The 18,889-nt window shown below is 59.2% G+C and carries 19 protein-coding genes and 1 tRNA gene; 8 read left to right on the forward strand and 12 right to left on the reverse strand.

Features of this window, described 5'->3' with window-relative positions; all coding sequences use genetic code 11:
- The first annotated feature begins 107 nt into the window (after positions 1-107).
- Entirely contained in the window at positions 108-2,237 is a 2,130-nt protein-coding gene (parE, locus tag K7A42_RS21000) for a DNA topoisomerase IV subunit B (RefSeq protein WP_077986281.1), read from the forward strand.
- Between the two features lie 87 nt (positions 2,238-2,324).
- Here parE and K7A42_RS21005 read toward each other — a convergent pair whose 3' ends face one another.
- Genes K7A42_RS21005 through K7A42_RS21015 form a run of 3 tightly spaced genes read right to left on the reverse strand, consistent with a single transcriptional unit; the run spans position 2,325 to position 3,643 of the window.
- A complete protein-coding gene (locus tag K7A42_RS21005) occupies positions 2,325-2,933 on the reverse strand; it encodes an ATP-dependent Clp protease proteolytic subunit (protein ID WP_282455794.1) in 609 nt (202 codons plus the stop codon).
- 42 nt (positions 2,934-2,975) lie between these two features.
- The gene (locus tag K7A42_RS21010; RefSeq protein ID WP_282455795.1) at positions 2,976-3,332 is read right to left on the reverse strand and encodes an SRPBCC family protein; all 357 of its coding nucleotides are present in this window, start codon (positions 3,330-3,332) and stop codon (positions 2,976-2,978) included.
- On the reverse strand, positions 3,329-3,643 hold the full coding sequence (locus K7A42_RS21015; protein ID WP_006697387.1) for an ArsR/SmtB family transcription factor: 315 nt from the start codon (positions 3,641-3,643) through the stop codon (positions 3,329-3,331). Before K7A42_RS21015 ends, K7A42_RS21010 begins: the two co-directional genes overlap by 4 nt.
- A gap of 153 nt (positions 3,644-3,796) precedes the next feature.
- On the opposite strand from K7A42_RS21015, the gene K7A42_RS21020 reads away from it, so the two are divergent.
- Positions 3,797-5,353 carry a phospholipase D family protein gene (locus K7A42_RS21020; RefSeq protein ID WP_004442008.1) on the forward strand — a complete coding sequence of 519 codons (1,557 nt, stop codon included), beginning with the start codon at positions 3,797-3,799 and terminating at the stop codon, positions 5,351-5,353.
- A 15-nt stretch (positions 5,354-5,368) separates the two neighbouring features.
- Here K7A42_RS21020 and K7A42_RS21025 read toward each other — a convergent pair whose 3' ends face one another.
- The 3 genes from K7A42_RS21025 to K7A42_RS21035 form a co-directional block, all read right to left on the reverse strand.
- Complete coding sequence (locus K7A42_RS21025; protein ID WP_004442009.1) at positions 5,369-6,202, reverse strand: response regulator; 834 nt, start codon at positions 6,200-6,202, stop codon at positions 5,369-5,371.
- A gap of 161 nt (positions 6,203-6,363) precedes the next feature.
- Positions 6,364-8,877 carry a GcvT family protein gene (locus K7A42_RS21030; RefSeq protein ID WP_060942363.1) on the reverse strand — a complete coding sequence of 838 codons (2,514 nt, stop codon included), beginning with the start codon at positions 8,875-8,877 and terminating at the stop codon, positions 6,364-6,366.
- A gap of 347 nt (positions 8,878-9,224) precedes the next feature.
- On the reverse strand, positions 9,225-11,843 hold the full coding sequence (locus K7A42_RS21035) for a mechanosensitive ion channel family protein (protein ID WP_282455796.1): 2,619 nt from the start codon (positions 11,841-11,843) through the stop codon (positions 9,225-9,227).
- Between the two features lie 137 nt (positions 11,844-11,980).
- On the opposite strand from K7A42_RS21035, the gene K7A42_RS21040 reads away from it, so the two are divergent.
- Entirely contained in the window at positions 11,981-12,235 is a 255-nt protein-coding gene (locus K7A42_RS21040; RefSeq protein WP_004442014.1) for a GlsB/YeaQ/YmgE family stress response membrane protein, read from the forward strand.
- Positions 12,236-12,390: 155 nt separating this feature from the next.
- Positions 12,391-12,466 (forward strand) — tRNA-Lys (locus tag K7A42_RS21045).
- A gap of 162 nt (positions 12,467-12,628) precedes the next feature.
- On the opposite strand, the gene K7A42_RS21050 is transcribed toward K7A42_RS21045, so the two are convergent.
- Positions 12,629-13,072 carry an energy transducer TonB gene (locus K7A42_RS21050; protein WP_282455797.1) on the reverse strand — a complete coding sequence of 148 codons (444 nt, stop codon included), beginning with the start codon at positions 13,070-13,072 and terminating at the stop codon, positions 12,629-12,631.
- Positions 13,073-13,471: 399 nt separating this feature from the next.
- Here K7A42_RS21050 and K7A42_RS21055 point away from each other — a divergent pair, with 399 nt between their 5' ends.
- From K7A42_RS21055 to K7A42_RS21065, 3 genes are all read left to right on the forward strand, one after another.
- Positions 13,472-13,723, forward strand: a complete 252-nt coding sequence (locus K7A42_RS21055) for a hypothetical protein (RefSeq protein WP_004442017.1) — start codon at positions 13,472-13,474, stop codon at positions 13,721-13,723.
- A 203-nt stretch (positions 13,724-13,926) separates the two neighbouring features.
- Positions 13,927-14,151: a hypothetical protein gene (locus K7A42_RS21060; protein ID WP_004442019.1), complete on the forward strand. Its 225-nt coding sequence runs from the start codon at positions 13,927-13,929 to the stop codon at positions 14,149-14,151.
- Positions 14,152-14,412: 261 nt separating this feature from the next.
- The gene (locus tag K7A42_RS21065; RefSeq protein WP_004442020.1) at positions 14,413-14,601 is read left to right on the forward strand and encodes a hypothetical protein; all 189 of its coding nucleotides are present in this window, start codon (positions 14,413-14,415) and stop codon (positions 14,599-14,601) included.
- Between the two features lie 131 nt (positions 14,602-14,732).
- Here K7A42_RS21065 and K7A42_RS21070 read toward each other — a convergent pair whose 3' ends face one another.
- Complete coding sequence (locus tag K7A42_RS21070) at positions 14,733-14,984, reverse strand: hypothetical protein (RefSeq protein ID WP_004442021.1); 252 nt, start codon at positions 14,982-14,984, stop codon at positions 14,733-14,735.
- A 148-nt stretch (positions 14,985-15,132) separates the two neighbouring features.
- Positions 15,133-15,291, reverse strand: a complete 159-nt coding sequence (locus tag K7A42_RS21075; RefSeq protein WP_004442022.1) for a hypothetical protein — start codon at positions 15,289-15,291, stop codon at positions 15,133-15,135.
- 259 nt (positions 15,292-15,550) lie between these two features.
- Between K7A42_RS21075 and K7A42_RS21080 the strand changes: the two genes are divergently transcribed.
- A complete protein-coding gene (locus tag K7A42_RS21080) occupies positions 15,551-15,988 on the forward strand; it encodes a PACE efflux transporter (RefSeq protein WP_035210924.1) in 438 nt (145 codons plus the stop codon).
- 59 nt (positions 15,989-16,047) lie between these two features.
- On the opposite strand, the gene K7A42_RS21085 is transcribed toward K7A42_RS21080, so the two are convergent.
- From K7A42_RS21085 to K7A42_RS21095, 3 genes are read right to left on the reverse strand one after another with little or no spacing between them, the layout of a single operon-like run.
- The gene (locus tag K7A42_RS21085; protein ID WP_282455798.1) at positions 16,048-16,650 is read right to left on the reverse strand and encodes an ABC-type transport auxiliary lipoprotein family protein; all 603 of its coding nucleotides are present in this window, start codon (positions 16,648-16,650) and stop codon (positions 16,048-16,050) included.
- 15 nt (positions 16,651-16,665) lie between these two features.
- Entirely contained in the window at positions 16,666-18,036 is a 1,371-nt protein-coding gene (locus K7A42_RS21090; RefSeq protein WP_004442026.1) for an MlaD family protein, read from the reverse strand.
- Positions 18,037-18,044: 8 nt separating this feature from the next.
- Positions 18,045-18,884, reverse strand: coding sequence for an ABC transporter ATP-binding protein (locus K7A42_RS21095; protein WP_006697380.1), 840 nt, complete (start codon positions 18,882-18,884; stop codon positions 18,045-18,047).
- Positions 18,885-18,889 lie beyond the last annotated feature (5 nt).

The following is an 18,889-nucleotide window of genomic DNA, read 5'->3' on the forward strand; positions in this document are numbered from 1 at the left end:
GCGGACCCCGGTTCAATCGGACGGGAACCACGTTTGGCGGTATATTGACGCTGATGGCAAAATGATTCGCATGGCGAAATTCTGACACACGCTTTTGAACTTTGGACATGATGGACGACAGCAACGATCTCTTCTCCGGTCTTCCGGCGGCACGAAACAGCGACACGGACACGAACGAGGACGCGGCGAAGCCCGTGAAGGCCCCGGCGACCGCTGCTGCCAATGTGAACGTGCAGCAGAAACCCGCAGCCGTTGCAGCCGCGGCCCCCGTCGCGTCGTCTGCCCCTCCGCCGCCCGCGTCTCCAGCCGGTGACGACTACGGCGCATCATCGATCCGCGTGCTTGAGGGCCTCGAGCCGGTGCGCATGCGTCCCGGAATGTATATCGGCGGCACGGACGAGAAGGCGCTGCACCACCTCTTCGCCGAAGTCATCGACAACTCCATGGACGAGGCCGTCGCCGGTCACGCCAATTTCATCGAGGTTCATCTCGATGCCGAAGGCTTCCTGACGGTCACCGATAACGGCCGCGGCATTCCCGTGGAGAACCACCCGCAGGTTCCGGGCAAATCGACGCTCGAAGTCATCATGACCAAGCTGCATGCCGGCGGCAAGTTCGACGGCAAGGCCTACGAGACCTCTGGCGGCCTGCACGGCGTCGGCGTCTCCGTGGTGAATGCGCTCTCCGATCTTCTCGAAGTGGAAGTGGCGCGAAACCGCAAGCTTTACCGCCAGCGTTTTTCGCGCGGCCTGCCGATCGGTCCGCTGGAAGAGCTTGGCGACGTGCATAATCGCCGCGGTACCCGCGTGCGTTTCCATCCCGATCCGCAAATCTTCGGCGATCACGCGAAATTCGAACCGGCCCGCATCTTCCGCATGGCCCGCTCCAAAGCCTATCTCTTCGGCGGCGTCGAAATCCGCTGGAGCTGCGATCCCGGCATGGTGCCGGCCGATGGAGAAATCCCCGAAAAGGCGGTGTTCCATTTCCCGGGCGGCCTGAAGGATTATCTGGCCGCCACGCTCGGCAAGGAATTCACCGTCACGCGCGAGATTTTTTCTGGCCGCACCGAAAAGACCGGCGGCCACGGCGCGCTGGAATGGGCAGTCACCTGGTATGGCGGCGACACGCAGATCCATTCCTATTGCAACACCATCCCAACCCCCGAGGGCGGCACGCACGAAGCGGGCCTGCGCATCGCGCTCACCAAGGGCCTGAAGAACTATGCCGACCTGACGCAGAACAAGCGCGCCAAGGACATCACCACCGATGACGTGATGATTTCGGCGGCCGGCATGCTCTCCGTCTTTATCCGCGAGCCGGAATTCGTCGGCCAGACCAAGGACAAGCTCGCCACCGTCGAAGCCCAGCGCATCGTCGAAAACGCGCTGCGCGATCCATTTGACCATTATCTGACCGGCAACCCGGCCGAGGCGGCAAAGCTGCTCGACTGGGTCATCGAGCGCTCGGAAGAGCGTATGCGCCGCCGCAAGGAAAAGGAAGTCAACCGCAAGACCGCCGTGCGCAAGCTGCGCCTGCCCGGCAAACTGGCGGATTGCTCCCAGAACACGGCCGAAGGCGCCGAACTTTTCATTGTCGAGGGTGACTCGGCTGGCGGCTCGGCCAAACAGGCGCGCAACCGCGCCAATCAGGCCATTCTGCCGCTGCGTGGTAAAATCCTCAACGTCGGCAGTGCCAGCCGCGAAAAGCTTTCCGCCAACCAGCAGATCGCCGATCTCATCCAGGCGCTCGGCTGTGGCACCCGCACCAAGTACCGCGAAGAAGATTTGCGTTATGAGCGCATCATCATCATGACCGATGCCGACGTCGACGGCGCCCATATCGCCTCGTTGCTCATCACCTTCTTCTATCAGGAAATGCCGGAACTCATTCGCGGCAACCACCTCTATCTGGCAGTGCCGCCGCTCTACGTCATCCGTCAGGGCGCGAAATCCGCCTATGCCCGCGACGACGCCCACCGCGCCGAGTTGATGGAAACCGTCTTCAAGGGCAAAAAGGTCGAAGTGGGCCGCTTTAAAGGCCTCGGTGAAATGATGGCCGCCCAGCTCAAGGAAACCACCATGGACCCCGAAAAGCGCACCCTGCTGCGTGTCGAGATCGATGACGTGGACTTCGAGGGCACGCGCGAGGCTGTCGACAATCTGATGGGCACCAAGGCCGATGCCCGTTTCCGCTTCATTCAGGAGCGGGCGGCTTTTGCAGATAATCTGGATATTTGATCATCCGGATAGACCTTTGAAAGGCAGCGCATTGGCGCTGCCTTTTGTGTTGATATGGAAACGACATCTTGCGGATAGTAGCCGGCACTACGCCGCGATATCCTCACGAACGCCCAGAACGCGGTCGATCAGACCCCATTCCAACGCTTGCTCCGCCGTCATGAAAAAATCCCTATCCATGGCCGCTTTGAATTTCTCATAACTCTGTTTGCAATGTTCGGCGTAAAGCCGCGTCATGCGGTGCTTGGTCTGCTGCATCTCCTCGGCGTGGATCAGCATGTCCGATGCCTGTCCCTGGAAACCGCCCAGCGGTTGATGAATGTGGATGCTGGCATTGGGAAGTGCTGTGCGCTCGCCCGGTTCGCCTGCCATTAGCAGGAACGATCCCATGGAACGGGCGGTGCCCATACAGAGTGTGTGAACCGGGGCGCGGATGTAATGCATCGTATCATACATCGCCAGACCGCTCGTCACGACGCCACCCGGAGAATTGATATAAAGATGGATCGGCTTCTTCGGGTTTTCCGCTTCGAGAAACAGCAATTGCGCGCAGACGAGCGCTGAAACTGCATCGTTGACCTCGCCATTGAGAAAGATGATCCTTTCCCGCAGCAGGCGCGAATAAATGTCGAAAGATCTTTCTCCCCTTGATGATTGTTCGACGACCATAGGGACGAGTTGCATCACTTCGCGCATCGGCGAACTCCTGTGTTTGAAAATGTCGGGAAACGAGTGGGATCAGGCGGCGAGCTTGATAAGCGGGCCGTTGTGGTTTGCGGCGGCCTTCATCGTCCGGCCGGTATTTGTGGGCAGTTCATGAATGATGCGAAGACTGGTGCCGCCCTCGGCATTGGCCGCGATCCTGAAGGTTACGGTGCTTTCCAGAAATGGTGGAATGTCTTCGCGCAGCCGGTAGCGCACTTCCTCGCCGGGTTTGATGTCGATCGCGTCAGGTTCCGCCAGAGCCTCGTTCGGCAGCCAGTTTTTACGGAACGCTGCAATGCTGATGGCGCGCCAGACCTTTTGCGGCGGCTCGTCCAGATCATATTCAAGTTCGATGCCGTTTTTCGGCGCTTCCGCTGCATCCCTGTTCATTGGTCCATATCCTTCAGCAGGAGTTTGAGAGCCTCAATGCGCTGTGGCCAGTAGGCGCGATATTTGCCGAGCCACGCAGCAATGCGTGTCAGCCCCTCCGGATCGACCTCGTAATTGACGAAACGGCCCTGCCGTCTTTCAACCACTAGCCCGGCGCCGCGAAGAACCGAAAGATGCTGCGACATGGCCGGCTGACTGATCTCGATCCCTTCGCGCAGGGCAGAGGCATTCATGGCACCATCCGCCAGCTTTTCGAAAATGGCACGGCGCGTGGGATCGGCCAGTGCCCGGAATATATCGTTCTCTGTCATAAACACACATAAGCACGCACTTATGTGTTTCGCAAGCCCGTTGTCGCGCCTGTACCGGTTTTTCGTACTGCCGCCGAACCGAAATGAACGCTTTATTCCCTCGCGCGTTTCCATCCCGCCTGATACTCTCCAGGCCGGGAGCGATCAAAAAAAGTGACTGCATTTACGGTCTTCATCATCATTCTTCTGCTGCTCGTCGGGCCGAGCCTGTTTGTCGTCATCGGTAAACAGCGGGAAAAATCCATTCCCAAACGCCCCTCCGCCGCCCTGCCCGTCACTGAGGACGAAACCGTGCTTGATCGGCACTGGCAGACCATAAAGAACGGCTGGAGCGAAAAGAATGCGCTGTGCCTGCTACATTCCAATCTCGATGCATTTGCGGTGCGCGTCGCGGCGGCGCGCGCGGCCGGGCGTAGCCTCGATCTCATGTATTACATGTGGAATGCGGACCTGACGGGACGGCTGATGATGCGCGAGGTCATCACGGCGGCCGATCGCGGCGTGCGGGTACGGCTGCTGCTCGATGATCTCGGCGTCTCCATGTCAGACCGAATTTTCCACGCCATCGACAGCCATCCCAACATCGAACTTCGCCTGTTCAACCCCACCCGGGCGCGGGAGAACATGCTCCATCGCGGCATGGAACTTTTGCTGCGCTTTCGCAGTGTCAATCGCCGCATGCATAACAAGGCCTGGATTGCCGATGGCCGCGCGGTGATCGTTGGCGGTCGAAATATCGGCGACGCCTATTTCGATGCGGCCGAACGGGCGAATTTCCACGATTTCGATATTCTCGGCTTCGGTGACGTCGTGGCCGACGCAACGGAAATCTTCGATGATTACTGGAACAGCGCCGTTTCCGTCCCCGTTCGCTCGCTTCTAGCGCGCAGGCCGAGCAAACTCGCAAGATTACGGCGCGAGCTGGACGCCCTGCCAAAAAGCGAAGCCGCAAAACCTTATCTTGAGCGCGTTGAAAGCCAGTATGACCGAGATCATTTCCTGATGTCGGACCGCATGCACTGGGTGGATTCCGTGGATGTGCTTGCCGATCCTCCGGAAAAAGCGGCAGGCAAACGGCGGAAGGGCCACAACTTCCTGATGGAAAGCCTGCTGCCCCTGCTGCAGGCGGCAAGCGACAGCCTGCACGTCACATCCCCCTATTTCATTCCCGGCAAACAGGGCGTTGAGATTTTCCTTGATATTGCCGAACGGGGCGTATCGCTGGCCATCCTCACCAATTCGCTGGCGGCAACGGATGTGGCCGCCGTTCACGCCGGATATGCCCGTTATCGCAAGCCGCTTCTCTCGGGCGGCGTACGCCTGCACGAGCTGCGTTCGCAGGTGGACCAGCCGAACTTCACCCTGCGCGGTTCCGGACAGGCGAGCCTGCACACCAAGGCTTTCACGCGAGACGGCATGACAGGTTATATCGGCTCGCTGAATTTCGATCCGCGCTCGGCCTCCCTCAATACGGAGATGGGCGTGGTCTTCACATCGCCGCCGCTGGTAGCTTGCATGGACGAAATATTCGCCGAGGAAATCCGCCGCACGATGAGCTTTGAACTGGAGATCGACAGCAGCAACCGCATCGTCTGGACGACGGAGGAACAGGGCCGTACCAAGACCTACCGGCGCGAGCCAGACGCCGCTATCGGCCGCCGCCTCATCGCCGGCATCATGCGTTTCCTGCCGCTTGAATCTCAGCTTTGAAGACGAGCGTCCGGCTTACGCAGCCGGCCGCACCCCGGACTTCGCCAGCTGTATCTGCACCAGCGTATCGAGGTTCTGGTTGACGCGGCAATAGAACTCTTCATCAATGAAGGGCCGCAGCATGAAATCATTGCCGCCAGCCTTCAGGAAACGCGCCGACAGCAGCCGGTTGGTGGAGGAGGAAACACCGATGATGCGCAGTTCATGGGAGCCGCGCACGGTGCGGATGCGCCGCGTCAGCTCGAAACCGTCAATGTCGGGCATGTTATAGTCGGTGACGACGAGGCCGATATCGGGATTGGCCCTTAGAATATCGAGCGCCTTCGCACCGCTGTCTGCCAGGCTGACGCGGAAATTATAACGCTTGAGACGGCTCGAAAGCAGCGCCCGCGCCGTCGGGCTGTCGTCAACGATCAGCACATGATGGCGGTGGTTGGTGAGGAAGCGGCAGACGGATTCCGTCAGCATATCCACGGCGAAGATATTGTCTTTCAGAATATAATCCACCACGTCCTTGGCGATCAGCGTTTCACGCGTCGCCTCGTGAAAGGTGCTGGTGAAAACGATGGTCGGGATCGATAGATCGATCAGATATTCCAGCGCTTCGCCCTTTTCCGCGCCCGGCAGGTTGATGTTGGAAATGGCGAGCGTCACCGGCTCGGAAGAATGTTCGTAGCAGGCCTGCAATTCCTCGAAGGAGCGGCATACTTCCACGGTAACGCCCAGCATCTCGTTGAGCCGCCTGCTCACCATCTGGGTAAACACGTTGCTGTCTTCCGCCAGTAAAATGCGGTTATTGGTAAAAGGCACGCCCGAATATTGCATGCCCGTGATGCCCAGGAAATTCATTCTGCCCCGATCCCCCATCGTATGTCAGCGGAAGATAGCAGGTTCATTTTTCAGAATGATTAATAGCACTTTTCCTGAAGCATCAGTTGAGCATATGCTTACCTAAACGGAAATACGGCCCGCGAGGGGCCGTATTCCGACTTTGGGAGGGGATTTTGGTCTTATGCGCGCAGAAGCGCATTGTCGGTATCGAACGGGCTTTCTTCCACCACTTCGGCGTCATAGGACGTGCCGAGAATGCGGATCTTCAGCTTGGTGCCGACTGCGGCATATTCCGGCTTGAGCATGGCGAGCGCGATCGACTTGCCAAGACGCCAGCCGAAACCGCCGCTCGTCGCGCGCCCTGCAAGTGCGCCGTTTTCATCGAAGATCGCTTCCGAACCGCGCGCATCGACATCCGTATTGCCCGACACGGTGAGCGTCGAGAAGACCGACTTCAGGCCCGCCTCCTTGTAGGCCACCAGTGCGTCGCGGCCGATGAAGCTCTTCTCCGGGCGCAGGAAACGGTCGAGACCCGATTCATAGGCATTGTATTCCACCGAAAGCTCGCGGCCCATATTGCGATAGGACTTTTCGAGCGACATGGAAACCATGGCGCGGATACCGAAAGGCTTGATGCCGAATTCGGCACCGGCTTCCATCAGCCGGTCGAAGATGTAGTTCTGCATCTCGATCGGGTGATGCAACTCCCAGCCAAGTTCACCCACGAAGTTGACGCGCAGCGCATGCGCCGTCGCAACGCCGACGGAAATCTGCTTGCCGGTGAGCCAGGGGAAGTCCTTGTTCTCAAGGCTGGTGCGGGTCAGCTTCTTCAGGAGATCACGCGATTTCGGACCGGCCAGAACCAGCACGCCGTATTTCTGGGTGATCGGCTGCAGCACGACCGAGCCATCGGTCGGCGCCAGGCGGAACAGCACGTCATGGTCATGCGCTTCGAGACCACCGGCCGAAACCATGTAGAAGCGGCCCGGCGCCCATTCATAGACCGTGAACTCCGCCTTCACGCCGCCATTCGGCGTCAGAAGATGGGTGAGCGCGATGCGGCCGCGCTTCTTCGGCACCGCATTGGCGAGAATGCTGTCGAGCCAGGCACGCGCGCCAGGGCCGGAAACCTCCATCTTCGCGAAGGCCGACATATCGAGCACGCCGACATTCTGATGCACGTTCTTCACTTCGTTGCCGACATGCTCGAAGTAGTTCGAGCGGCGGAACGACCACTTCTCAACGATACGGCCGTCATCCAGAGCCGGTGCATGGTTATGACTGGTGATGACATCGGCGCCAACGCCGAGGTCTTCCTCACGCAGCGCGTAACCTTCGGGCGCATACCAGTTGGCGCGCTCCCAGCCATAGACGGAGCCGAACACGCCGCCGAGCTTCTTCAGACGGTCATAAACCGGCGTCGTCTTCAGCGGACGGGCGGCAGAGCGCTCTTCATCCGGGTAATGCATGGTGAAGACGTTGGCATAGGCTTCCTCGTTCTTGGCGATGAGGTAACCTTCCGTTGCGTAAGGGCCGAAGCGGCGCGGATCGACACCCATCAGGTCGAGCGTCGGCTCGCCATCGACGATCCATTCGGCCAGCTGCCAGCCTGCACCACCAGCGGCGGTGATGCCGAAGGAGTGGCCTTCGTTCAGCCAGAAATTCTTCAGGCCCGGCGCAGGACCGACAATCGGATTGCCATCAGGCGTATAGGCAATCGCGCCATTATAGACCTTCTTGATGCCGACTTCGCCGAAGGCCGGAACGCGCACCATGGCTGTTTCGATATGCGGCATCAGTCGATCGAGTTCTTCCTGGAACAGCTCATATTCGCTGTCATCGGATGGACCGTCGACATAACAGACCGGCGCGCCAACTTCATAAGGACCGAGGATCAGCCCGCCCGCCTCTTCACGCATGTACCAGGCCGAGTCGGATTCGCGCAGCACGCCCATTTCCGGCAAGCCCTGGCGGCGGCGTTCCTGAATGGCCGGATGCGGCTCGGTGACGATGTACTGATGCTCGACCGGAATGACCGGAATGTTGATGCCGACCATCTCGCCGGTCTTGCGGGCAAAGGAGCCCGTGCAGGAGATGATGTGTTCGGCGATGATCTCGCCCTTGTCTGTCGTCACCTTCCAGTGACCGTCTTCAAGCTGCTCGATGGCGGTGACTGTCGTGTTGCGATAGATGGTCGCGCCGCGGTCACGCGCGCCCTTGGCCAGCGCCTGCGTCAGATCGGCGGGCTGAATATAACCGTCATCAGGATGCTGGATGGCGCCGAGCAGGCCGTCCGTCTCGCAAAGCGGCCAGATCTCCTTCACCTGCTCCGGCGTCAGCATGTTGACGCGCACGCCGATGGTCTCGGCAATGCCGGCGTAATACATATATTCGTCCCAGCGATCCTTGGTGCGGGCGAGACGGATGTTGGAGACCTTGGAGAAACCGACATTCATGCCGGTCTCTTCCTGCAGTTCCTCGTAGAACTTCACGGAATATTTGTGGATCTGGCCAACCGAGTAGCTCATGTTGAACAGCGGCAGAAGCCCGGCCGCGTGCCAGGTGGAACCGGAGGTTAGCTCCTTGCGCTCGATGAGCACGCTGTCGCTCCAGCCCTTCTTGGCCAGATGATAAAGCGTCGAGACGCCGACGACGCCGCCACCGATCACCACCGCCCGTGCATGTGTCTTCATTTACAGAACCCCTGAAAAGCGCCGGCCTTGCCTTATTCCGCCAGCTTTGGATGGGAGGAATATGAAGCGCTTGCGGGTCGTTCAGCCGCCTGATTGCGACATGGCCATAGGGTGCTGCGACAGGGAAGAAATTGCGGAGGGTGCCGGACGAACGTTGCACAGCTTTGCCGCTCTTTTCTTCTCCCGCCGGAGAGAAGCTGGCCCGAAGGATCGGATGAGGGGGCAAGCGCGGAGATATGCGGAGAGCTTGCCCCCTCATCCCGCTGCCGCGACCTTCTCCCCGGCGGGGAGAAGGCGACAAGCGTTAAGTCCCTGCCCGGACCTCAACGTTCACAAGCAACAGCAATCTACGCTTTCGCGCGGGGTTGATCCTTCGGCTCCGTCGACTTCTCACTCTTCAAGACCTCTTTCTCCGGCGCAGCTGCCCCCGTATGGGCCACCACCGCCTTGTCGCCCTCCTCCGAAAGCAGGGCTGCCAGCATCTGCGGATTGGCGTCGCCTTCCACGTGGATGTTGAGGTTGCGTTGCGGGAACGGGATGGCGATGCCCTCCTCGCGGAAGCGCTGGAGAATGGAGATCCTCAGGGAGTTCTTCACGGCAAGCCCATTCGAGAGGTCTGCGAGATGGAAGCGCAGTTCGAAATCCAGCGAAAAGTCGCCGAAACGGAGGAATTCCACATGCGGCTCGGGATTGCGCAATACCGGCGGCTGGGCGCGCACCAGCTCAAGCAGAATGTCCATGACCCGCTGCGGGTCGGAATCATAGGCAACGGAGACCGGGATTTCAGCGCGCATGATGCGGTTGCGGTGCGTCCAGTTACCGACGGAGGAATTGATGAATTCGGAATTCGGCACGATGATCGATTGGCCGCGGAAGGTCTCGATTTCCGTGGCGCGCACCGAAAGCCGCTTGACCGTGCCTTCGGTCGTTCCCGTCACCACCCAGTCGCCAACCTTGAAGGGGCGCTCCACCAGCAGGATGAGGCCGGAGACGAAGTTCGACACGATATTCTGCAAGCCGAAACCGATACCGACCGAAAGGGCGGAAGCGACCAGCGCCAGGCTGGAGAGGTTGAGGCCGGCGGAAGACACGCCGAAAATGGCCGCAACCGCAATGCCGAGATATCCGATGCCTGTTTTGACGGAGTTGCGTACGCCGGCATCCACCTGGCCGCGCGCCATGACGTTGCTGTCCAGCCACTTCTGGAACCAGCGCGTGATGATGTAACCGATGGCGAAGACGAGAATGCCGCCGAAAATGCCGATCAGCGAGATCGAGGCATTGCCGACGGTGATACCCGTCAGCAGGCGATAGGCCCAGCTTTCTATATCGCCGGGCTGGAAGCCCCAGGAAAACAGGATGAGCGGCACACCGAAGGTCAAGGCCACGGCATAGATGCCAAGCCCCGCCACGAGCCCGGCCTGATCGAGCGGCACGGGTCCAAGGCCATAACGGCGGGCAAGGTAACGGCCGACGAGCGATTCGGCGAAGGCGCCCTGCCGGGAAATGGCCTTGCCTGAGAGAATGCCGATATACATGGTGGCCAGCACCGCGCCTGTCGCAACGATCTGCGTGGCGAGGAAGCGCGCAAGACCGACATAACCCGTCAGGCACGCGCCGATGAGAACGAGGCCGCCGATGCGCAGCAGAATGACGAGCCAGCGCGGCAGGCGCTGGTTGCCGGTCTCATAATCCTGCCCCTCGCCGATCACCGGCCTCAGGAACGATACGGCGAGCAGAATGAGACCGATGATGATCGAGGCGACGAAACTCTTGGCAACGGTGACGATAAGCGGCGAATAAAGCGTCTCGCTGATGGTGCCGAACAGATAATCGAGACCATTCACCAGCGCCATCAAAAGCACGGCCGAGGACAGCTGATGTGCGCCGCGATTGGAAACCTTCAGCAGGCGCCATTCCGGCTGCGTCGGCGCAAAGATCGCATAGCTCAGCCGCGACACGAAATAAACGAAGCCCGTGACCGCCATGGCGCCGAACAGGATCGGCGCGATGTCGGACCGCAACACGTTGAAATTATCAAGGAAAAACGCCGACGTCAGCAGAAACAGGAACAGCGACAGCGACTGCACCATGGTGGACCAGAAGGCCACCGATAGCCGTCTCAAATAGGATGGTGCCCCCGTAAAGGCACGCCGCTCCATACGACTGCCGAAAAGACGGTAGCCGCCAACCAAAAACAGCAATGCGGCCATGATCGACAGCGTCACCGCCCCGAACATCGGCAGCCGCTTGTAATTCCATACATAGGCTGCCCAGCTGCTGAAGGCATTGTTGAGGTTGGTGAGTTCCGTCAGGAAGGCGGACGAGGCATCACCGAGCGTCTCGGCGGAGACTTCCGTTCGCTTGAACAGCGTTGCGGCAAACAGCGCCCGGCGGACGGCTGTTATATTGTTGGAAATTTGTGCGGCATTATTGGCCGTGGCCTCCACCTCGCCGGCCATGGCATTCACTTCGCCGCGTTCCGCCGTCAGCCGGTTACGCTCGTCCGTCACCATGTCGGCTTCCGGAGGCTGCCCTTCGCCGGGCGCGGCACCCAGTGCATCCAGCCGGGTTTTGATCTGGTCCAGCCGCGCTCGAAGCTTGGTGTTGGTTGCGGCAGCATCGGCGGCGATACCGTCCGCCCGCCCCTTGAGATCGACAAGCTGGGCGTCATCGCGTCCGCCTGCCTCCACCTGTCCCGAAATAAACGCCAGATCCGATTTCCATTTTTCCAGATCGGCTTTTGCCTGCTCGATGGTCGAGGGCTGGATGGCGCCCGGCGCCGTGGGCGTCGTCGCCTCCTGCGCCGAGACAGGCGCAACGCTCAAGACGCTGAAAAGCGCAAAAATCGCGACCAGAAAGGCGGCAAGTCCGCCGCTCCGCCGGCCACGGCCCGCCCGCTTGTGAAGCACTCGCCTGCCGCTCATCCATCCGCCAAACATCAACCGCACATCCACGCCTTTCATCTCTTGCACCGCATCAGGCTATTTAGCGCCTGCAGCGCGGAAAACCACCCGCATGAAGCGAGGTTTTCAGGAGTTTACCTTGCTTTTCCCCGCGCGAATCATCACCTTTGATCGTGCAGCAAACATGGGAGGAAATCATGGAATCTGCTGGCATTGGCTGGATTGCAGCCATCATCATCGGTGGCGTCGCGGGGTGGCTCGCCGAACAATTCATGAAAAGCAATATGGGTGTTTTCATGAACATCCTTCTCGGAATCGTCGGCGCCATCATCGCCAACGCCATCCTTTCGGTCTTCGGAATCGTTTTGACCGGCTGGCTGGGATATTTGATCGCCGGCTTCATCGGCGCTTGCATCCTCATCTTTATCGGGCGGGCGTTCAGGCGCGGATGACGAAAAGAAAAAATCCGTAAAACACCGGATTTCCAGGCTTTTCCAGCGCGGCCGAAATTTTTTCGTCACAAAAATCGAAGAAATTTCATTTACGCGCTGGACAAGCCCAAACTTCCCCTTTATACGCCCCCTCACACCGCCACACGGTGCCGGTCGGGTGATTAGCTCAGTTGGTAGAGCAGCTGACTCTTAATCAGCGGGTCGTAGGTTCGAGCCCTACATCACCCACCAAATTCCTCCATAATGACAAGACGTTGCGATGCCGGATTGAAGCATCGCGTGAGCTTCGGAAGCCTCGTCTTAGGTCTGGCACTCCGCGCGATCGCAGTAAATTTGCTGCCGGCAGTCACGACGCCAGCGCTCGAAGCGTCGCGTGTTTTGGCCTGGCCTCCTCTAAAGTTCCAGCGTCGGCACAGGCTCTTTTACACCGACGAAGCGCGGCGCCAGCGGCCGGCCGGCGATACGGCTTCCAAACTGCTCGGTAAAGGGAACAGGTGCCGCCCGCCTTACCGCCTCGATGGCGGATTCGATGAAGGCCCTGCGTCTTGGACTATCCTCCTGCGGGCGCCCGGCAATCACCACCACCTTGTCCCTTATCCTTCCGTCCTTGTGCAAAATGAACTGCAGCGTCACCACCAGTCCCTCCGCGTCCTCCGGCGGCACCCAGCAGGCGAAGATGGCATCGAACATTTCGTCGAGATTGCCGACAGGCGTAGGGTCGTTGCAGGCGCGCGACTGAGCGGAAGCCTGCGTCAGGAAACCTGTCAGCACGATGGCGCAGGCCACAAGGCCCGAGAGCTTGCCGGTCGGGCAAGCCGGGAATGAAAGAATGAACAAATCTGCTATCCTTTCCTCGCGACACAGCCGCAGGATGGTGAATCCGTGCCGCTTGTCAGTAAGTGATGGCTAAAATATCAACGAAATAAAAATAGGAGTTATCGATAACCTAGATACAAAACAATGAAGCAAAAGTACTCATGAACTTTCTAAAATCTCTCGCAAGAATATTTATATTACACAATATATTTCACAATATACCGTCAAAAATCAATATATACATTAAAACTGCGCTTCGGAAGGAAAATTGGCATAATCTTTGGGCGTTTTCAGTCATGCTGCGTCGAGGCAACCAACGATCCCGGAATGCCTCTTCAAATTCTTGCGATGAAGCGGACGAAAGCGCGATTCTCGGCGTTGCGGTGACGTTACTTCCGCAAAGCTGTCTCAATCATCCCTATGATCGAGATTATGAGATTACTCATCACCATATTGCTGTTCGTCCTCGGCGCGGTCGGGAGCGGGGTATGTGCGTTTTTATTATCGGCAGCCCTTGCCGATTCCGGGCTCCTCGGCTCCTGTTTCGAGGGAAGCTGTGCTTTTGCGGCGCTTTTCATGGTGCTTCCGGTCACATGGTTCGTCCTTTTCGCGCTTTATGTCATGGCTCTGCTGATCTGGAGACGAAAACCCTTCCGCAACCGAAGCCTCTGAAAAAGCGCATCCCCCGCCTCATCGCTACCGGGCATTCGTTGACAGCGACAGGTACTTGCCGTTAACTCCCGCCTGCTGGGGGATTCGCTGCCAGTGATATCGGGCCCTGCGGGGTATATGCGGTATCACCGGCCTCTGAATGTGCATGTTCCAATTTGCGTTTCGCGTTTGAAGGACATGACGGAAAACAGGGAGACCAAACGATGCGGGCCGCAATCAATTCCCCGTCGCTTTCGATCGACACCATGGACTATCAGGCCGAGTGCCAGTTCGCACTGGAACCCTCCATTCAGGGGCTCATTGAAAAAGCCGAACATGCCGGCTGGAACCGCCAGCAGGCCGCACTCGCCATCGTGGCGCTCGCCAGCGAACATCTCACCGATATGTTATCGACGCTCGCAGCGCCGGACCAACGCCCCCACTCCTGAATGCACCCTGCCGCCGGGGCGGATCAACGCCCGGGCAATCTTGATATCCATCCCCACACACCGATCCCCAGGCTGGCGTAGGCTAAACGCCTCACCGCAGGCGCATGATGCGCCTTGCGGAGCCGTGCCGGGCCCCACGCCCGCTGCCACGTGATACGCCCTGTTTACCCAGCAATGTCGGAATGGCGCTGACAGCCTGCCTTAGTGTTGACACAAGCGGCCAATAATGAGAACATATAGTGAACATTATGGAGGTCAGCGATGAACACAGCAGACGCAACCATAGAAAATGCCCTCACCGTCGTGGCCCGTTCCCGTGACATGCGCGAGCGCGCGCTGGAACGCCGGCGCGAATTGCAGCGGCGCACCGAGGTCATCATCACCCGGCCGCTTTACGTGCTGAAGAAGAGCGAAGGACCGCGGCAATTGTCGCTGAAGCTCGACAGCTGAGGCTGTCTGCCTTTCTGGTGACGTTCAAACGCTGCAAAACGGCGGCGGCGCGACGCAGCCAGACAATGAAAAATCCCGTGCGGATCACATCGCGCACGGGATTTTCAGAATGAAGAGATCATGGTCCTGTCTTATTGCATGCGTTGCATTGCGGCTTCGGGCTCGCCGGTCGTGGCAACCGCCGCGGCGGGAAGGCGATCCGTCTTTTTCAGGATGACGACGGGCTTGTCAGCCGGTTCCGTCGGCGGAACGATGCTTGCGGTTTTGAATTCGCGGTCGACGGCAGGGACGGAAGCGTTGATCTTTTCATGACCCGCGCATTCCGCAAGCGCTGCGCTGGCGGAAAAACCAAAGACAGCGGCGATAATGAGAACTGATTTCATGTCATTCTCCCTTCGCTTTTATGGCAATCTCCAGTCTAGGTGGAGACGAACCGGATTGAAAATCACACTTTAGAGACACCTTATAAACTTAACGTCGGTAGTCGTCGTTTCGATATGCGAATGGTGCGCCAGAACTGGCCGTGCTTTGTTATTTCTTCCGCAGATCCAGCGGATTTCCGCAAAGCGGTCTGCGAAATATCATCGCCACGTAACTTCCCTTGAGGGAAATCAGGCTTGGCGTGTAAGTCGAAACCTTAGCCTGGTTGGCGGCCTTGATCGTTCTTCCTTCGAGGGAATTCTGCTGCATTGCACGACTCCTTCCGTAAGCGATAACGAAAATGCACTGGTCTTGTTCCGATCACGGTTTCGTTGGTGCAGTCGAAAGAATGAACGTGTCGCCGCCTGTTTTTTCTTCCGCGGCGGCGAGACGAAGCAGGCGGAACACTCCCCAAGTCCCCCATGCTTGAAAAATCCGCCCGAAAGCTATATATGACCAGGCGCGAGGACGACCTCGGCCACATCGGCGACAGCATGCGGGACGGCCCGGTCACAAACCGGAGAATAGAATGCGCTCCCTGCAAGATCGTATCCGCCACGCCCTCAGTTTCGAGATCATCGGGCTTCTGCTGGTCATTCCACTCGGCGCATTGCTGTTTGGCATGCCCATGGAGGATATCGGCGTCGTGGGCCTCGTCAGCGCCACGCTCGCGACCATCTGGAATTACGTCTATAATCTCGGCTTCGACCACGCCATGCAGCGCCTGAAGGGCACCACGCTCAAGACACCCGCCATTCGGATCGGGCACGCGGTGCTGTTCGAACTCGGCCTGCTGATCGTCCTGATGCCCTTCATCGCCTGGTATCTGAATATCAGCCTTGCCCACGCGCTGGTGATGGATATCTCCTTCGCGCTTTTTTACGTGGTCTATGCTTTTGTCTTCAACTGGAGCTACGACCGCGTCTTCCCCCTGCCGGAATGGAAGTCGCAGCAGGACGCCGCCTGAAACGATCGGGAAAATACCGATAGCGTCCGTGCCGGCACCGCGCCTGCACGGACCAACCGTCAGAGAGACTTCAGCGTCCAGGCCACAATCTCGCGCGTCGCGGCGGCAAAGGCCCGGTCGAGTGCTTTCACGAAATTGGCGTTGCCTGAGCCGCCGACGCGGGCGCTGGAACGGAACACCTCCTGCGCCTTCACCGTGCCGTTTCGGTCGTTGAGGAGCTTCACCGAGATTTCGATATTGGCGAGGTTCTTCGCCGTATCGATTTCGAAGGCACGGATATCGCTCACGACCTGATAATCGATCGCCAGCCCCTGCCCCGGCCTGCCGACGCCGCCGAGTTTGCCGGTATCCTCGAACGCTTCCACGAGCTTGGATTGCACCATACGCGGCAGGCGGTCGCTCCACTGCGAATTGCCGAGATATTGCACTTCCGAGCCCGAAAGCCGCACCACGATGTTTTCGCTGTCCAACGCCTTCAGGGCGGTCGGATCGGCAATCAGCAGCTGACGGCTTTTCAGCGACGGCCCCTGCGTCACCGCCGCCGGCGAGACGGAGAGATCGAAGGTATCGTTCTTCGGCGCGCCCGCGCAGCCCGCCATCATTGCAGCAAGCAGCGGAGCCAGAACGAGGGCGCGGCGTTGGCCGTTCATCGATAGTCTCATTGGCCCATACCCCTCTTAGCGCCTTGTTCTGCCGTCATATTGTTTCACGGTTTCGCCGCCGAAAATCAACCGTTGCGGATCGCGGTCGATATTGGTGATGGCATTGTTGAGATTGTCCACCGTCTGTCGCGTGCTGCCGATCAATGCCTGGAAATCTTTCAGGCCCGAGCTTGAGAAGCGGGTCAGATTGTCGGCGATCGGCCCGATGCGGGCATTGAGATTGTCGGCCACCGCCTTGAAGGAGGTGAGCGTCTCACGCGCCTTGGCAAACAGCGAATTGGCGTCGTCAGTGCCGAGCATGCCGTCCACCTTGGCGAGAATCCCATCAACGCGGCTGGAGGCCAGGTTCAGCTTGCGGCCCATCTCGGTGAAATCGGAAACCGCCTGATCGATATCGGCGCGCCGTGCGCCCACATCATCGGCGATCCGCTTGAAGTTCGCGACAGCATCGCGCGCATCGGCGGTCGCAGAGGAAACGTCGTCAACCACGGTGCCCACCTTGGCGGGATCGACGGAGGCGAGAAGCTCATCCGCGCGCTTGACGACCGTCTGCACTTCCGTGCTTGCCGCCTCGAAATTGCGCGCCGTGCTCTGCACCGTTTCCATGATGCCCTGAATATCGCTCGAAGCCGACGCGACATCCTTCGTCACCTTGTCGACATTGGACAGGATGGAATCGATCTTGCCAGCATCCACTGCCTTCACCAGATCTTCGATGGCGCTCAGCGTGCCGTCGAGGCGCACCGAGACCGACTGTACGGTGGTGGAAAGCGAGCTGAGGCTGGCAATGAAATTCTTGATGCCATCGGAGTTTGCCGCCAGCGCATCGGAGAATTTTTCGGCATTGCGAACCGTCTGCGTCAGCGGGCCGCGCGCATCCTGCACGAAGCCCTGCAATTCGCCGATGGCGCCATCGGCGCGCTTCAGTATCTTGTCGGCGGTGGCAAGCAGGTTGGTGACGCTGGAAAGATCGGCCGTCAGCTCGGCCGGAACACCGCTTTCGACAGCTTTCTGCAGAATGCGCTCGCCATCCTTGTTGCCGCCGGAAAGCTCGATATACGCCGCTCCGGTCAGGCCTTGAATTTCAAGCACGGCGCGTGTGGAAGGGAAAACCGGCGCATCCGCCTGTACCTCTGTAAAGGCGATGGAATAGGCCGGGTCGTCGCGGTCGATTGCAAGCCCGCGCACCGTGCCGACGGGAATACCGTTGAAGCGCACCGGAGAGCCGACCGAAAGGCCATTGGCGGAGCCCGGAATACGCACCACAAGCTGTGCTGTCGGGCCACCGCGGCCGAATTCCGCCATCCAGTAAACGAAGCCGAATGCAGCGGCGATCACGATCAGCGTGAAAATTCCGACTATGGTGTAGTTCGCCTTGGTTTCCATGCTTCTCGTTACTCCACCGGATGTTCCTGCCTGTCGTCCGGAAGAACGACAGAGCGCGCCCGTTTACCGCGGAAATAGGACTGCACCCACGGGTCGTCGCAGGCAAACATGTCCTGCAGCGTCCCTTCCACCAGCACCTTCTTCTGGCCGAGAACCGCAATGCGGTCACAGACGGAGAACAGGCTGTCGAGATCGTGCGTCACCATATAAACGGTCAGGCCGAGCGAATCGCGCAGCCGCGCGATCAGCATATCAAATTCCGCCGCCCCGATGGGATCGAGGCCGGATGTCGGCTCATCGAGGAAAACGAGGTCGGGATCGAGCGACAGCGCCCGGGCAAGGGCAGCACGCTTGATCATGCCGCCTGACAGTTCGGACGGGTATTTGTCGCCCGCATCGGGCTTCAGCCCCACCATCTCGATCTTGAGATAGGCAAGCTCGTCCATCAGTTTCTTCGGCAGATCGAGATATTCGCGCATCGGCAGTTGGATGTTTTCCTTCACCGTCAGGCCGGAAAACAGCGCGCCCTGCTGGAACAGCACCCCAAGCCGCTGGTCGAGCCTCATGCGCTCGTCCTCGCCCGCCTTGTCATAATCAGAGCCGAGAATGCTGATCGTGCCCGCCTGCCGTGGCAAAAGCCGCAGGACCGTGCGCATCAACACGGATTTTCCGGCCCCGGAGGGACCGATGAAACCCAGGATTTCGCCGCGATAGACATCGAGATTGAGATCTTCCAGCACGTTCCGGCCGTTAAAGCCGACTGTCACGCCCTCGACGGAAAGCACCACCTCGCGGCCGTCTTTTCCGGTCTTTGCCTGCTGCTGCGGTTTCTGGTCCAGTGTTTCCAACGCGC

It is taken from the genome of Agrobacterium sp. InxBP2, assembly GCF_026191755.1.
Classification (GTDB): domain Bacteria; phylum Pseudomonadota; class Alphaproteobacteria; order Rhizobiales; family Rhizobiaceae; genus Agrobacterium; species Agrobacterium pusense.